The following is a 13,739-nucleotide window of genomic DNA, read 5'->3' as shown; positions in this document are numbered from 1 at the left end:
TTTATTTAGAAGTCGTATCAGCCCAATTAAGGCATTTTCTACAACTTGATTAGGAAAGACATCAACCAGTTTTAGCTTTTAATGGCGAACCCTTAAAGGAGGTTAAAGCGTTGTTAACCAAAGGTTTAATGTCATTTTTATTTGCTAAAGTCACTGAATTTTAGTATATTTGTACTAATAAACTACTGATAAGCAATTAGTTATTCTGTTTCTCTTCTTGTTTTGGTGCTTATCACTCGTTTCTTTCAGATCCACTTCTTGCAATTCTGCAAGCTTGATTATCTAATAATCTTCAATAATACCCTAATGCAATTTAAAAATGATTTTAACAGTGAGCAGCTTAATGTGCTGCATGAGGTTATCCGTGAAGGAAGAACCTATTCAGATGTACCAAAACTTACCTTTACAAGCCAAGGAGCTTTCATAAACGAGCCAGGACAGATTGACCTTACTCTCGATAACTACTTTGAGACTGATGATTTAAAAGACTTCCGTTGCTTGGATACTTTCTGCGATTACATTATTCGGTTTGACTATAGTGACTTTGAACCATTTAAGAAGCTATTTCAGCTGATGTATGATAGAGTTTCATTTAATGTCTCATTTCACTTAGGGGCCAACGTAATTGAAGTTTTTATCCCATTTGAGGGTAAGGAAGAGCCTGAATATATCGATATAGTTTATCATCCAGCGTTTTATATGTTTTTGAAGCTATATACAGAAGGACATATAAATATAAAAGTTACATCAGACCAATTATTAGAGAAAATCTGTGACTTTACCGGATATGTAAAGATTTATTAAAGCTATAATAAAAAATAAGACAATGAATAATAAGAATAATGACAACGAATTGAATGCAAGCGCACTTACGGTTGCACAGATAATAAAAGGCAACAAAGACAAGCATGCTGCCTTAATTAAAGCTATTTTATCTTTTAAGGACATCATACCTAACTTGAAGGATTTTCCAATACAAATGCCTCAATCCATGAGATAACATCACAACACCTACTATCATCACATCTACATATACAGACGAAGCCACCTACAAAGTGGCTTTTGTCGTTTCTAACACCTGTTTATCACTCATTATGCGTCTATCTCACATTTACGCCCCTGGCATCGCAAAACGTACTCGCTTTTTGTTTTTGACACTTCTATCCAAATATCAATTCCAATTTTAAAATTTTGTCTATGGTGCGACCGGCTAGCCCGCTCTGAAGTACCGCCTCCCCTTCATCCTGAGGGAAAACGGAATATTGTTACGTTGTGCGCTCACAGTGGCAGTCTCGCAAGCTCGATTTTCTATCTATCGGAACAGTTGTTCCAAGTCAACCAAATTCTAACTAAGAATAGTGCCTTTTCAACTCCAATCCTTAAAAGTAAAATTTCCTAAAAACCATTTTCAATCCCTTTAAAACATGAAAGAAATGCATCATCCATTTGCGGTTAAAAGTGGAGCTATACTCGATCCGCAACCACCAAAACCACGTCGATATCGTGAACAACCTCGTTGGTTAGTCACCAAGTCGCGAACTGATCAGAAATATCAGAAGATGCAAAATGAATCTGTTGAAGCAGTATATCATCGCATTATTACATTGGCGAAACAGCTTATCCTTTTACACGGTGGTGATACCATCTATGAGCAAGACCACAAGTCAAATCCAGATTCCTACACCGGCATGCACAGCTTTGTCACCAGTACATTCTACTGGCGATTGGACTGTGAGCTTAATTACAACTATGAGGTTTATTATGCTTTTCACAACTGCCCTTATGAGCAACAAGTCCGAGAGCTTATGCATCCTTTTCCGCTTTACTGCACAACACATGAATTCAAACCCAAGCAAGGCTATGAAGCCTTTTATACAACTGTGCTTGAGGTACAAAATGCTATCCACATCACTACATTAAAAGTTACAGGCTGAAGCAGCCTTCTACATATATCCCAACCGCCTGGTCATTTGATCGGGCGTTTTTATTTATCAATTTTTTATTCAAACAACATGGAAACACAAAACAAACAAGACCAACAAATTAAAAATGGTAATCAGGCAGTAGAGAAAGCCTATCAAGCCATCATCAAAGAAGTCAAAACTGTACTTGCATCATTCCCAACCGAAGAATTGCGCACCTATGTTGAGCGTAAGGGAACTAACAACGATTCCCAATCATTTTATTGCCCTATGGCTTATATCAGTGTAGCTGAAAACTTTGGTAAAAGGGTGATCTCATTTGCTAAGAATGCGAAGGCGAAGCCGCACATTGGGCCAATACTTGATACTGTAATTCCACGCATCATTTATAAGCAAACGGCAGTAGAATCCAGCAAGATCAATATTGAAGATAGGGTGGAGGAATATACATACCAATACAGCAAATTCGATGATGCGTTGAAGTATGCAGCGAGCCTTGAGAATTATAAGAAACATACGGTTCACCCAATGCAGGAGGCTTAATCTCCTGCATCTAATTATGTGTTATGAAATCTCAAACAAACCCTGACTTACCTATGTCGCCTTATAATGCTGAAGTGCACCGGATTTATTTTAAAGTCCTTAAAGATGCAAAAGCATTACTTGCAACGATTGAAGCCGAATCGTTACGTTACTCACTCATCAGACGGGACAAGCCACCGATTGTTTCTGGCTCGATCATTCATGAATTTGTCTCTCCTTTGCTTTATCTACGGCTGTCATTTTATGAGGATAAGCTCGGTATCCACTATGGTTGGGAACTTATACCAACTTTTGGCGAATTCTATCCGATTACTAGAACCTTCATCCGCAATCTTTACAAGGCTACAATGGTAAGTGCCACTCCCATCAATATCGAAGATTGCATACGAACAGATTATGTTATAAACGAGTGTTCAGCAGCTTATGAGCATCTGGAAGAAAGAGGCTGTCGGCACCATTCATTTCACCTCGTTCCTTATAAACCGAAAGCTGTCAAAAGAAAGTTGAGCAAGGTCGCTTAACTGTTACCGATACTGATTAACTTTGTTTATTAACCAACAAAGGAGGAACCACATAGACAGTATCTATACCATTTAACATATTATAATTAAAGATATAAAGCGTTAAGCTTTGTTTGCTTTACTCAAACGAACCTAGGAAATTCAAATAAGCAGTAAAAGCAAATGAGTTCAACGTCCACGCGCAAGCGTAGGGCGAAGACTTGTTTGTTACTGCGTGGGCTTCCTAGGGCCTGTTTGGGTGCAGACTAAGTTCAGTCCTGCGCTTTCGTGTTTTATAACCATCGAGTTTGAGGACTACTCGGTAATTCAACCACTTATTCATGTTAAGGAAAATCTTACTCGTTAGCATATTGATCTTATCGGTCATTGCTGCTCACTCACAAACCCTTAAAATTACTGATGTCTCCGCTTCAGATCAAAAGCTTTGGAACAACAAGACCAAGGCTCTATTTGGCAAAACACTAGTCATTACAACGTTTGACAAAGCAGTGAGACTTGTCATTCCTGGGCACGAAACTATGGTGCTCAAACAATCAGGTAGTGACTCTAATGAGTATAAAGAAGTAACAGATGCAGGCAATGAAACTCAGAGTTATATACTAACGCTACAAACCACAATGCGCGTCGTTACTTCTGCAACATTTGTTTTAAGATATGATGAAAAGAACTCACCCTATCGATCTGCTGCACTCACTATTACGGCAAAGAGGTTTTAAATAGGAAGGTCATGAAATATACATTTAAATCTTATCTTATAGCGATAGCCTTATTGCTTGGAAGCCTATCCGCGGCTTATGCACAACGAACATTTAATTTCGAAATAGATGGTGCGAAGTATTCACTTGACGAGGCTAAGTATAACGATCTCTTTGGCATAACATTCTCTAAATTAGTCGCCAAAGGAGTGGCTAAAGAAAGCGCTTTTGACGCATGGGTAACAACGTTCAATGGATTCAAAGTATTCTCTGTCAAAGGGTATTACCGCTATACCACATACGGCGAAAGACTGGCAACCTCTCAGTATAGCGGAGACAATATGCCCCTGTACTTTCTTGGATGGGAGAAAGAAGGGAAACTGAGCAAAGCTAATCCTAACAATCCTACTAAACCCGAAAGTATAGCTGCAAGGATGGCCGTGCTAAATCACTATTTAGGTAGAGAAGTTGTTCGCTATCTAACAGACAAGCCAATCCTTGATTAGTTAGGTTGGCCCTGTTGGCTCGATTCTCTGAATAGGGTGCTTACCTAAGTCATCAACCTTTTAAAAGCCCAAAAGCCTAATACACGATAATTAAACCAATACAATGAAACAAACCTTATCAATCCTTCTGCTTGCAGCGGTACTGGCTACATCATGCTTACAAAAAACCACTGACAGCAAACCCAAAGAGCAATCGTTTAACATTAAAGAACTCTACGCAACAGGAGATTTGCCACCAACCAATGAAGCTGACAGGTTTGTTATAACCGGCACAATTGATGAAACTGATTTAGGAGGATCGTTTGTTGTGAATACTGTTGACGGAGATAGGGTCGCTTTGACTTTTAAGCCTGAACAGATGCAGGTAACCGACCGCAAGACTTTCAACGCCTACCTTTTAAAAGGTAACAAGGTTAAATGCGTCGGTACGAAGCTAGACCCAGGTGTTTACGCGCTATTGGCTGCCAAAATCACTGAACAGTAATTACCATGAAGTACAATCCTATAACCCAAGAACTCTATACCGGTACTGGTTCATTTCTAAAGCAACTGCATTGTCCATTAGCTAAAAAATGGGAGCAATTAAACACTACATCAAGTGCACAGGCCAAAACCTGTAGCACTTGTAATCGGGCTGTTTACGACACTTCCATTTTGAGTGATAGCGAAGTGCAATCTATGCTAAATGCAGCTGCTGAAACATGCTTAAAAGTTGACCTTAACCAATTTAGCATTACAATTACCTATGAAAACCGAAAACAATAACAACCAACAAACCGAACTTAGAATTATCAAAACAGCCCGAACAGAACAGGCAATTAATGAAGCTGCCAAGGAAGGTTTTTGGCCCATAGTTAAGCCTGTAATACCATCACCTGAAATAAGAGCCAAGTATGCTATCAAACAAGATAAGGAAACCGGAAAGATAACTGTAGGGAACGATTACAGGGCAATGAATATTCCAATGTTCAAATTTGACCACGACACGCAGCCTACAGATACAGATGTTATTATTGGTTGGACTTACTTTTATCCTTATCAGTTTGAAAGTCCTTTCGCTGCATACCTTGTGCCAAATGATTTGGGTATTGGCGAGCTTGTGGTTTTGGAAGACTTGATTGAAGATGTCGTCGGTGCTAAATGGAACCAGGGAGATACTTACCGCTTAAAAAGCTGTGAAGCTGTATGGGATGGTAAAGAGTTTGTTTTGCAGCATAAACCAACTAAAGTTAGCGGGTTTGTTGGGTAATGTTGTTTCAAAGCCTACCTTTTAAATGCCAAGAGCCGCAATACAGAGCTTACCTGAATTAAGTAGGCTCTGCAAACTTTGGTGGTAATCTTGATCTTGTTCTCTTAAACCGGTATCATTTTACTAATTCATAAGTTCCATCCAAGTAAGTCGGAGAAGTAAGCCATCCCATAGAATCATGAACGATAGCGCTGGCAGATGGATCTGAACTTCTGCCACCTACTATAATGCCATGTTTGCCATCAGCAGTAATCAATCCGTTGACAGTCATTCGATAACTGAATTTACCCTCTGCATCAATTACCTGGCTGATGTATTTTAAAGGTAAAGCAAGCTCGTAGGTGTAGACTTTCTTATCATCTATCAGGCCAATAGCTGTTATGCCAAAATCGTTATATATCGATATTTTTCCATTATCAATTCCCTTTGCACCATTAAGCGGAATTTCTTTGATGTGCTCCGATATCCGCTTGTTAAGGGCAGACAGTTGTTTTTCTGACAACGTTTTGTTGTTGCGAAGTGTAGAACTTACTCCTTCATCATATGGTACAATAACATCCGGGTAGGTGATTTCAACGGGAGGTATATTGCTGCCTTTTTCTGTACTCTTCAAACTCAATGTTACTCCGCCATCGATAATTTTTTGTATAATACCATGGTACGTTGCTTGCACCACAAGATAAAGGTTGTTGCTGTCATTACTTAAAGTATAGAAAAACTCAGTTGCGTTATTATAAGCTTCAAACTGAGGCCACTCGGTGGGCTTACCATCTATTTTTATGTCAAGAGGTGCTTTTATACCAGTTGTTTGAACTCTAGGCAAGTTTTGAGCATGTGACGCTATTGCTCCATTCAACATTAAAATAACTATACTGGATACAAGAGACTTAGGTATTAATTGGTTCATAAGTCGAATCTAATACGAACCTATCGAAATAGCAAATGTTAATTTGAGCATTGTACCAGTAGATTGCAATAAGCTACGCTATCCCTAACCCGCTTTCGGTTCCGTTAACGTAGCTCTTTCCGCATCATGATGTCGGTTTGTTCGTCGCTACCTAACTTGAAGACGTGCTTATCAAACTCAACGAATCCGTTCTTCTTATAGAAGCTTATTGCTCTCGGATTTTCTTCCCAAACACCCAACCATACATAATCGACTTTGAGTTGATTTGCTACTTCAATTGCCTTATCATATAGCACTTGTCCTACTTTCTTTCCATGATATTCTTTTAGAACGTAGATACGCTCAATCTCAAGTCCATGATCTTCCTTGATTTCTGTTTGTGCTTGTCCCTTATTTAATTTTAGGTAACCTATAACACTTTCACCCAACGTAGCGAAGTAGAAAAAGGAATCAGCATTACTTAGTTCACTAGTAAGCTTATTGTCAGTGAAACCTTCCGCAAGGTACTTCTCCATGTCCGCATTATCATTTGTACTCCCGAACGTTTCTAAGAATGTTTTCCTTCCAATCCTTTGTAAAAGGTGCAAATCCCCTAATTCCACCTTCCTTATCACTATTGTTTCAATACCCTCTGACATGCTTTCTTATCTCTAACTATTGCAAAGTTAGCATACAATGGTTATTAAGAAGAACGCCATTAACCTTACCCACTTTTGTTGCTTACATTGGGCTAAGGTTAACTCTGTTCTTCTCTTGTCGCTCCCACAGGCCCACCGCACAGGAAGAAAGGCGTTCCGCATTCCTTACACTCACAATCGTTGCGCCAAGCTTGCGTTCATGGTAATAAGCTTATCAGCACATTACCATTCACCGGCATAGCCGACTTGACACACCGCTTGTCAAGAGTGAACGTCATGCTCCACACTCACTTTCTCTCGATTTCAGCAACTCTCACTTATGCTGCACTTCACTTGGTTTGCAACCAGGTGAAGCTTGCAACGTTCAAGATGCGTAAATCGAATCGTTCGTATTGTCTGGCTCGCCTTGCGCCAATCGTTCGGGCTGCGCGATTGTCACAGCTCTTGATTTGCAATGCTTATGGCATTGCTCAAGGTCAATGCCAATCGTTTGTCGCAGATACTTAGCAGTCGTACCTATCGGTACTCTCTCTGCTAAGACCCTCACTCAACTCGCAACCACCTGCGTTGCTCTTCGGTGGTTTGGAGGGCTCGAATAGTTTACTAACGCCTCAATACTTGAAATTTATTAATAATATTAATGTCTGAAGTGGTTCAACTCGATAATTTGTTTGTTAATTTTAATAATTACTTTGTTAAAAGTATCTTAGGCTTCAATCTTAAACAATATTGCGAAATGATAGGCGAATACGAGTTGGGTTTAGAAACTATAGATGCCCTTATCGATTCTTACAATGAATCAGATATAAGTCTTTTTAACGAAGCTAAAACTCGCCTTTCATTTATAGATAAAATACTTACGGGATGCTTAGCTTGGGCTCATTCTGACATAGATCCTGAAGACTCATTCGGCGGAAGCTTCTGTGATTACAAACTAAATTTGTTCCGACCGGTAGCTGTTTGGGAAGCTAAACGAACCAATATATATTTTGAATTACCTATAGGTGTTTCGGAACTTATATTGCCTATCAAAACAATCGCCAAAGGCAATCCTAAGGTTAAAGATGCTCTTAAGCAAGTTAGTAGTTATTGCCATGAGAGAGGCATACAAATTGGAGTAGTATGTAATGGATGGCAGATAATTGCTTTTGTGGCCAATAGGAATGATTCTGTACCACCACTCGAGGGCAATGCGTTAGTGGTTTCTTCTCTTAACGTATTTAAAGAGAATTTTAAGGACGTTTGGAATTGTCTCTCAAAGCCAGGAATTGAAGAAAAACATATAATAAAAAAATTACTTGGTGATTCAGTAAGGCAATTACCTCCAAAATTATCGTCCACAATTTATCAATATCCGGGTATACAAAACCGGAATACCCTTCAAACTGAACTTGAAATCTTAAGCGATTTGGTTTTGGAAGATGTTATCAAAGATAAAGATGTTGAAAAGGATTTTTTAGAAGACTGCTATTGTAAAAGTGGTGCTCTGTCTCAATATTCCTTAGTCAGTAAAGACATTTTGACAACAAGATACAATTATTTATTTGAAGAAAATGATCGAAAAGCTACGTTAGAACAAGTTGCAACTAAAAAAGGATTATCTCCTGAACTAGTAGAATTGTTTGCCAATAGCCTTAGTAAAAGGCCAATTTTGCTTATCGGGGATGTAGGTGTTGGAAAGTCGACGTTTATAGATAATTTATTATTGGTTGAAGCTCCCAGAGTTTTTGAAAAATCAATTACGTTCAAAATTGATTTGGGTTCAAGAGCGATTATTAGCGTAGACATTAAAGAAGCGATACTTAAACTCATTGATGAACAACTTAAATTTAATTATAACGTTGATGTAGAGGATGATGACTTTGTAAGACATTGTTATTATATCGAATTAGAAAACTTTAAAAAAAATGTTAGAGTGAAACGCCTTTATGATGTCGAACCTGTTTTGGCTATCGAAAAGGAGGTTGAATACCTTAGTTCACTTGTCGAAGATAGAGCAACGCATCTAAAGAAAGCCCTTTTATACATAAGCAAAAGTCAAAAAAGACAAATTATAGTTTTTATAGATAATTGCGACCAACGAAATGATCAAGATCAGGAAACTGCCTTCTTAGTTGCTCAAGAGCTTGCGACAGATTGGCCAGTAATCGCATTCTTATGCTTAAGACCAGAGACTTTTCATAGAACGAAAAAATCTTCGGGTGCATTGAGTGGATATCATACTAAAGCATTCACGATATCTCCACCAAGAATAGACGATGTAATAATTAAGAGGTTGCAATTTGCTCAAAAGATCACAAGTGGTGAAATTAACCTGTCAAGACTTGAAAATAAAACAAGCTTCTCCAAGCTCGACATACTTATTGAGACCTTTAAAGATTCTTTAAGGCGTAACAATGAACTTTTCAAATTAATTGATAATATTTCAAATGGAAATATCAGAAAAGCTGTTGAGTTAATAAAGAAATTTTTTGCCAGCGCTCATGTTGACACAGAGAAAATAATTAAAATCGCGGAAGAATCAGGATACTTAGTTCCTGTTCATGAACTACTTAGGGCTATTATTTTCAACGAGAACGTTTATTACGATCCCAGCTCATCTGAAATCGTCAACTTGTTAGACGTACGCACTTATGATCCAAAAGAGCATTTTTTAACGCCATTGATTTTAGGGCTGCTATTTGATCGCTCAAAGAACAACAGGGACAATGGCTTTGTTTCTATAGCGGATTTGTATTCCCATGTACAATCTTTTGGCTTTAACGTTGATCAAATTGATAACGGACTGAATTTCATTTATTCTAAAAATCTTTTAGAATTGTCTCAAAAAGGTAATGCTTTAGATATAGCACATATCGAATTGCTCCTTAGAATTACCAACTCAGGGATTTATCACTTATGTTATTTATTAAACTCATTTACATATATTGATGCAATAGTTGTAGATGTACCAGTTTTTGATGAAAATTTAAGAGGCTTGATTATTAATGTGCAGGATATAAACGGGAGGATCCAACGTGCTCTAACTTTCAAGAATTATTTAGATCAAATCTGGCAGAACAGTGATTTTGTAAATCCATATTTTGACTGGAGGCAGCGCTCCGCCGAGTTAGAAAAGGAAATACAACGTATTTTAGAGCGATTAAACAAGAATGCAAATAGTTATAACAAACCATTGCAATAATTTGATAATGAAGGATTACATCATTGAGAAATATTCCAAGGTGATATATTAAGTAGTTTATGGCGAGCTTAAAATATTTATATAATTCTAACGGTGACTGGATAGCCTTTAAGCTAGGGAGATATTTATACAATTCAAATGCCAACTGGATTGGGTGGTTCCCATGGAATGATGAACATTCGGTTGACACAAAAGGCCAATATTTAGGGTCAATCTTCCCGGGTAACAGATTTTATAAAATTAATTATTTTCCTTATAGAGGTTACCCAGGCTATCCAGGCTATCCAGGTTATCCAGGCTATCCAGGATACCCAGGATACGGCGGTTATTCACAACTTCCCTCTGGAACTTTGGATTACACAAAAGAAGAATTGAATAACAAAAAATGACTGAATTACACAAAATTGTATATTCGCCAGTTTCGAAAGAACTTGAACGATGTAATTTGATTATTAAAGAATGTGCTATAACTCTGGACTCATTATTGTCTATACATAACGAAATAGAAAATGAACAAGAGAAAGAAGACCTTTTACGAGCAATGTTCGTTTTTACAACGGGAGGGCTTGATTCTATTATCAAACAGGCTATAAAAGATGCTCTGCCCTGGTTGATTGATATTAATAAGGGTGCCGAAAATATGTTTCTTGGATTCGTTGAAAAAGATATTCAAAGGTAATGATGATGGCTTTAGGGTTAATTCCAAACTTCTTTCTAAACTCCTCATATCAGAAAGTCCCAAAGAAGAATTGAAAGCTAGATTATGCTATAACTTAACGAGTAATAGCCTCCAGTCTAAAGATCAAATACTAAAAATTGCAGCATACTTTGATATCCCATCTGGAGCCATTGTGTCTGACTTTAACGAATTACATAGAATATTTTTGGAGCGAAATAAGATAATTCACGAAATGGATATCAATTTTGAGGGAGACAGAAGTAGAAATAAACGTGAATTAAACGAAACAGTAGGCTACATAAATAAACTATTAGAATTGGGTGAAAAATTCGTATTAGAAATCGATCAAAGGCTTATACACACTTAAGAGCCTTTCTTTATAATGTTACCTAGATTACGAAGAATGAATGTTTAATTCTCTCTCCAAGTTAGCCTCTCATCATCACATAGCTCACTTCGTTTCAAGGTAGTATCTCGTAATTGGGTATCATTCGCACACTCATGAGCCTCCGCAATTACTCGATTTCCACCTTGCCTTAGTGATGCTGTTCAGCAGTTCGTTGCTTCGAGAATTCACTCGAACTAATACTTACTGCTATGACTGAGATCAAAGAACTGCTTCCCGAGTTTAACAGGTTTGCTTACGGGCAATCCCTACACACCGCGTTTACTGACATGCTTGATTGGATGCTGTTACCTTTTAAAAGGTACGACACTGTCGATGAACAACGCAATGCACTCGAAACCTACCAATCTCACCCAAAGGTTGAACAATTAGTTAAACTTATAACACTGATAGGTGACTTGTCAGAAAACTTCAGAGATCCACTTGGTGAACTATTTATGCAAGCTATATCCAATGGACACAATGGGCAGTACTTTACGCCGGAACCAATCTGTGATATGATGGCAATGATGCAAGTTGGTGACATCATTGAACCAGGAAAGACCGTTAATGATCCAGCTTGTGGTAGTGGACGGATGTTGCTTGCAGCAGCTAAACTTAATCGCAGTAGCTTACTTTACGGTGCAGACCTGGACTTAACTTGCTGTAAGATGGCGTTGCTCAATATGCTACTTAACTCGCTTACTGGAGAGATAGCTCACATGAACACGTTAAGCAATGAGTTCTACAGAGGTTTTAAAGTGCAGACTACATTTGTTGATGGTTATAACATACCATACTACGTTGAGTTTACTGAACCTGAGTTAAGTTACATTTGGCTACGTCCTTTAAAAGTTCAGGAAGTTAAATCCAAGTTTGATATGCCATTTGAACCTGTTAGATCAGAATACACTATAAATGGCATTCAGATTAGCATGTTTTAATTACAAGTGCAAGCACTTCGCTCCACATATTCTTTATTGCCGCCAGAACTGTAATAGTAACAACCTCCTTCAGGACCTCTATATAGCTTCTGTCCGCTTTTATAGGTGCCACAATTTGAGGAAGTCGTATTGGTTGGCGTTATAGATGATTTTGAACAATTGCTGAACGACAACGCCGCGAGCAAGATAATAAGAATAATTTTCTTCATTGCTTGTTTATTTGGTCTTAGGGATTACATCTGCTGCACGCATCATAACCTTGAGATATAGCATCTCTCTTGCCAATAGGAATCGAGCTTTTTCTCAAATAGCTGCAATATTCGCTATGATACTTGGCACCTGTTCTAGTGATGTAAACTGTTACTTCCTTTTGAACATACTTTTTTGAAGTTTTCTTTGACTTGGGTTGAGCAACGGATGGTTGATTGATCGCTATACTAAGTACAGCTAATAGCATTAAGAGATATCTTTTCATGTCATAACGGTTTGGTTGCCACTAAAGTAGATTGAATATACGAGAATAGCAAGTCGGCACTTAACGACACTAATCCTTGTCAATTTGAGAATTTTATATAGATTTGATTATCCAAACTATCACAAGATGAGACAATTGAAAACCCTTATTACATCGTCGTTGCTATTGCTTATTTGTTTGACAAGCTGTAATACTTACTATGTTGCATCGAGCAATACTGAAATTAACATGTACGGTGATGCTAATGCCATACAGACTATACAAACAGTTCCTGTAGGTTCTGTGCTGCTATTAAAAGGCAAATCAAATAGTTATGGACTTAGGAAAGTTAGGTATCACAATGACAAAACGTGGTATTACACCTGGGATGATAAATTAACCCTTGTCCCAGGATTCAACCCTAAATCATATGATTATACCTATAGCAGTTATGAACGATCTGGTGTTACTACTACTAATAGCAGTGGATACAACGCAACTATTCAAACCGGTTCTAGAGGTGGCAAATACTACATCAACAAGAACGGTAATAAGACCTATGTAAAGCGAAGTACCCCATCAGGAAGTGTTAAACGTGTCGGAGGTACTGGTTCTAGAGGTGGCAGAAAACATTAATGCGCACATGGCAAGAGGCAGACCGTTCAATCCTAACACGAAATATGGACAGCGAAAGATAAGGGAAGACTTCCAAAGACGCTATGATGCAATGTCTCCTGAAGAGAGAAGTAAGCTAGAAGGTAATGTATTTGGAGCTAAATTAGTCTTGTTCATAATTGTCATTATCGTTTGCATTATTATTGTAGCGAACGGTGGCAAGATCAAATAGTATTCACCCTAAACGCTAGGCTTAGTCAGCCTGGCGTTTGCTATTTTTATGTGAGTAATCTTGTTATCCATCGGGTCATAGTAAACATCTACTTCAAAGCCTATTAACTTATAACGTTGAATAAACACATCGTCAACTACTCTGCTGCCAACAAACTCACCATCCCAAACCAAGTTAGTCTAAGCATTGATATTTAAAGCTTTGAACTCCTGAATCAAACAATTTAACCGATCTGCGATTACAATTTAATGGGAACGTGTTTAGA

At 38.0% G+C, this 13,739-nt stretch carries 18 protein-coding genes; 16 read left to right on the top strand and 2 right to left on the bottom strand.

The features are described from left to right. Window positions 1-306 precede the first annotated feature (306 nt). The 10 genes from ACVW2L_RS21450 to ACVW2L_RS21405 all read left to right on the top strand — a co-directional run bounded on the left by ACVW2L_RS21450 (window position 307) and on the right by ACVW2L_RS21405 (window position 5,436). Window positions 307-804, top strand: a complete 498-nt coding sequence (locus ACVW2L_RS21450; protein ID WP_457129989.1) for a hypothetical protein — start codon at window positions 307-309, stop codon at window positions 802-804. A 22-nt stretch (window positions 805-826) separates the two neighbouring features. After that, window positions 827-1,000 carry a hypothetical protein gene (locus tag ACVW2L_RS21445; RefSeq protein WP_457129988.1) on the top strand — a complete coding sequence of 58 codons (174 nt, stop codon included), beginning with the start codon at window positions 827-829 and terminating at the stop codon, window positions 998-1,000. A 424-nt stretch (window positions 1,001-1,424) separates the two neighbouring features. Continuing rightward, entirely contained in the window at window positions 1,425-1,934 is a 510-nt protein-coding gene (locus ACVW2L_RS21440; RefSeq protein ID WP_457129987.1) for a hypothetical protein, read from the top strand. Between the two features lie 78 nt (window positions 1,935-2,012). Continuing rightward, the gene (locus ACVW2L_RS21435; protein ID WP_457129986.1) at window positions 2,013-2,465 is read left to right on the top strand and encodes a hypothetical protein; all 453 of its coding nucleotides are present in this window, start codon (window positions 2,013-2,015) and stop codon (window positions 2,463-2,465) included. Window positions 2,466-2,488: 23 nt separating this feature from the next. Continuing rightward, entirely contained in the window at window positions 2,489-2,986 is a 498-nt protein-coding gene (locus tag ACVW2L_RS21430) for a hypothetical protein (protein ID WP_457129985.1), read from the top strand. 320 nt (window positions 2,987-3,306) lie between these two features. Next, entirely contained in the window at window positions 3,307-3,702 is a 396-nt protein-coding gene (locus ACVW2L_RS21425) for a hypothetical protein (protein WP_457129984.1), read from the top strand. Window positions 3,703-3,713: 11 nt separating this feature from the next. Further along, window positions 3,714-4,187, top strand: coding sequence for a hypothetical protein (locus ACVW2L_RS21420; protein WP_457129983.1), 474 nt, complete (start codon window positions 3,714-3,716; stop codon window positions 4,185-4,187). 103 nt (window positions 4,188-4,290) lie between these two features. Next, complete coding sequence (locus ACVW2L_RS21415) at window positions 4,291-4,671, top strand: hypothetical protein (protein ID WP_457129982.1); 381 nt, start codon at window positions 4,291-4,293, stop codon at window positions 4,669-4,671. A 5-nt stretch (window positions 4,672-4,676) separates the two neighbouring features. After that, entirely contained in the window at window positions 4,677-4,952 is a 276-nt protein-coding gene (locus ACVW2L_RS21410; protein WP_457129981.1) for a hypothetical protein, read from the top strand. Next, window positions 4,933-5,436: a hypothetical protein gene (locus ACVW2L_RS21405; protein ID WP_457129980.1), complete on the top strand. Its 504-nt coding sequence runs from the start codon at window positions 4,933-4,935 to the stop codon at window positions 5,434-5,436. Before ACVW2L_RS21410 ends, ACVW2L_RS21405 begins: the two co-directional genes overlap by 20 nt. A 115-nt stretch (window positions 5,437-5,551) precedes the next feature. Here ACVW2L_RS21405 and ACVW2L_RS21400 read toward each other — a convergent pair whose 3' ends face one another. Beyond that, complete coding sequence (locus ACVW2L_RS21400) at window positions 5,552-6,343, bottom strand: hypothetical protein (RefSeq protein ID WP_457129979.1); 792 nt, start codon at window positions 6,341-6,343, stop codon at window positions 5,552-5,554. A 104-nt stretch (window positions 6,344-6,447) separates the two neighbouring features. Continuing rightward, window positions 6,448-6,981: an N-acetyltransferase family protein gene (locus ACVW2L_RS21395; RefSeq protein ID WP_457129978.1), complete on the bottom strand. Its 534-nt coding sequence runs from the start codon at window positions 6,979-6,981 to the stop codon at window positions 6,448-6,450. A gap of 640 nt (window positions 6,982-7,621) precedes the next feature. Between ACVW2L_RS21395 and ACVW2L_RS21390 the strand changes: the two genes are divergently transcribed. From ACVW2L_RS21390 to ACVW2L_RS21365, 6 genes are all read left to right on the top strand, one after another. Next, on the top strand, window positions 7,622-10,165 hold the full coding sequence (locus ACVW2L_RS21390; RefSeq protein ID WP_457129977.1) for a hypothetical protein: 2,544 nt from the start codon (window positions 7,622-7,624) through the stop codon (window positions 10,163-10,165). Between the two features lie 59 nt (window positions 10,166-10,224). Then, a complete protein-coding gene (locus ACVW2L_RS21385; RefSeq protein WP_457129976.1) occupies window positions 10,225-10,554 on the top strand; it encodes a hypothetical protein in 330 nt (109 codons plus the stop codon). After that, the gene (locus ACVW2L_RS21380) at window positions 10,551-10,844 is read left to right on the top strand and encodes a hypothetical protein (RefSeq protein WP_457129975.1); all 294 of its coding nucleotides are present in this window, start codon (window positions 10,551-10,553) and stop codon (window positions 10,842-10,844) included. The genes ACVW2L_RS21385 and ACVW2L_RS21380 overlap by 4 nt, the downstream gene beginning before the upstream one ends. Then, window positions 10,822-11,211 (top strand): hypothetical protein, encoded by a 390-nt coding sequence (locus ACVW2L_RS21375; RefSeq protein WP_457129974.1) that lies wholly within the window; start codon window positions 10,822-10,824, stop codon window positions 11,209-11,211. The genes ACVW2L_RS21380 and ACVW2L_RS21375 overlap by 23 nt, the downstream gene beginning before the upstream one ends. Before the next feature lie 230 nt (window positions 11,212-11,441). Next, on the top strand, window positions 11,442-12,173 hold the full coding sequence (locus ACVW2L_RS21370) for an N-6 DNA methylase (RefSeq protein WP_457129973.1): 732 nt from the start codon (window positions 11,442-11,444) through the stop codon (window positions 12,171-12,173). Window positions 12,174-12,825: 652 nt separating this feature from the next. Further along, window positions 12,826-13,263, top strand: coding sequence for a hypothetical protein (locus ACVW2L_RS21365; protein ID WP_457129972.1), 438 nt, complete (start codon window positions 12,826-12,828; stop codon window positions 13,261-13,263). The last annotated feature ends 476 nt before the right edge of the window (window positions 13,264-13,739 follow it).

The organism is Mucilaginibacter sp. HD30, assembly GCF_054061755.1.
This window is presented reverse-complemented; position numbering and strand designations above follow the sequence as displayed.